Origin of the sequence: Novacetimonas hansenii JCM 7643, assembly GCF_000964405.1 — a bacterium.
In the GTDB taxonomy this organism is placed as follows: Bacteria; Pseudomonadota; Alphaproteobacteria; order Acetobacterales; family Acetobacteraceae; genus Novacetimonas; species Novacetimonas hansenii.
In genome coordinates this window covers 1-1,618 of sequence record NZ_BANE01000031.1, presented here as the reverse complement: position 1 = coordinate 1,618, position 1,618 = coordinate 1, and the positions used below count along the sequence as shown (strand labels likewise).

Here is a 1,618-nt window from a genome sequence, read left to right as displayed (position 1 = left end):
CCCTGCCCGGCCCTGCCCGGCCCTGCCCTGCCCGGCCCTGCCCTGCCCGGCCCTGCCCGGCCTGCGTGCCCAAGGGGCGGGGTAGCGGATTTTTTGAAAATACGGTGGCAGAGGGTGGCTTTCACCTTGTTTATCAGCATGTTGTTCCCCAACACAACCGCCGCCGGGGTCCTGCGCGCCCGCAGGTCACGGCGTCACAGGGTGGGGAGGATGCTTTTCGGGCTTGAAATACCACACGACCAGGCATAGAAGGATCGCAGCATCAGGAGTTGGGGCGACGCCCAACGCCAACCTGCCATTCCGGGCAAGGTGGCGCTTCCGCAAGGAAGGATGTGGCCGGACCCGGCAACCAAACGGATCAAGCCACATGCGTCTGTCCCAACCAAGAAGTTGGAGAACGGACGTAAAATGCCAATCAAGATTCCCGACGACCTGCCCGCCCGCACCACGCTGGAGGGTGAAGGCGTCATGGTCATGGGCGAGGCCGACGCCATCCGTCAGGATGTGCGCCCGCTGCGGATCGGTCTTCTGAACCTCATGCCCAACAAGATCTGCACCGAAACGCAGATCGCCCGCCTGATTGGCGCAACGCCGTTGCAGGTCGAACTGACGCTGGTGCGGATTGGCGGCCATATCCCACGCCATACCTCTGCCGATCACATGACGTCGTTCTATCGCGCGTGGGAAGATGTGCGCACCGAACGTTTCGACGGGTTCATCATCACCGGCGCCCCGGTGGAGCGGCTGTCATTTTCCGATGTCACATACTGGGACGAACTGCGCCGGGTCTTCGACTGGACACAGACGAACGTGCATCGATGTCTCAATATCTGCTGGGCGGCGCAGGCGGCGGTGCATCATTTCCACGGCATGCCCAAACACTGCCTGCCGCAAAAGGCGTTCGGGGTGTACGGCCATCGCGTGCTGGTGCCTGCATCGCCGTATCTGGTCGGGTTTTCCGATGATGTCTGCGTCCCGGTTTCGCGCTGGACAGAGGTGCGGCGCGCCGACATCCCCGCCCACAGCGGCATGGCCGTACTGGCCGAAAGCGCGCAGACGGGGCTGTGCCTGCTTGATGACCCGTCGCACCATTCGCTGCACATGTTCAACCATCTGGAATATGATTCCACCTCGCTCGCCGATGAATATTTCCGCGATATCGCGGCCGGGATGGATGTCGGCGTGCCCTACGATTACTTCCCCGAAGATGACCCCACCCGCGCGCCGATCAACCGCTGGCGCAGCCATGCGCATCTGCTGGCGGGGAACTGGATCAACCGCATTTACCAGACCACGCCATTCGACATCACGCGCATCGGCCGCCCCCATGCCAGCCCCGCGCGTGTCCGTCAGGCCATTGCCGCAGGCCCGGCGTAAAGGGCCATGCCCCACATTGCCCGGTGGCGCCCTTTTGCAAACAGGCGACACCGGGCAATATCCGCCCTGCCCATGTCGCACAGGCAGGCTGTCGGATCGGGGTTTTTTACGCAACAACATTGCGTCAATCATGAAAAACATAAAACTATATTTTCATAAGAGATTATTTAAAAACAATTACTTAATAAAAAAACAGAAAAAGTTTTTGGGTGCTGCCTTTTTTCAAAAAGGCGGCGTCTTT

Annotated in this window: 2 protein-coding genes and 1 riboswitch; both genes read left to right on the top strand. The window is 60.4% G+C overall.

The window, feature by feature from the left end; all coding sequences use genetic code 11:
* Positions 1–254: 254 nt before the first annotated feature.
* Positions 255–363, top strand: a riboswitch (SAM-I-IV-variant riboswitch).
* Positions 364–408: 45 nt separating this feature from the next.
* Positions 409–1,377, top strand: a complete 969-nt coding sequence (locus B7G66_RS02215) for a homoserine O-succinyltransferase (protein ID WP_048858817.1) — start codon at positions 409–411, stop codon at positions 1,375–1,377.
* Between the two features lie 16 nt (positions 1,378–1,393).
* Positions 1,394–1,618, top strand: a 225-nt coding sequence (locus B7G66_RS18350; RefSeq protein ID WP_206778181.1) for a hypothetical protein, incomplete at its 3' end; no start/stop codon positions are given.

Bases quoted from the DNA above. Each gene is read 5' to 3' on its own strand.
- B7G66_RS02215 (WP_048858817.1), top strand. From the start codon at position 409: ATGCCAATCAAGATTCCCGACGACCTGCCCGCCCGCACCACGCTGGAG.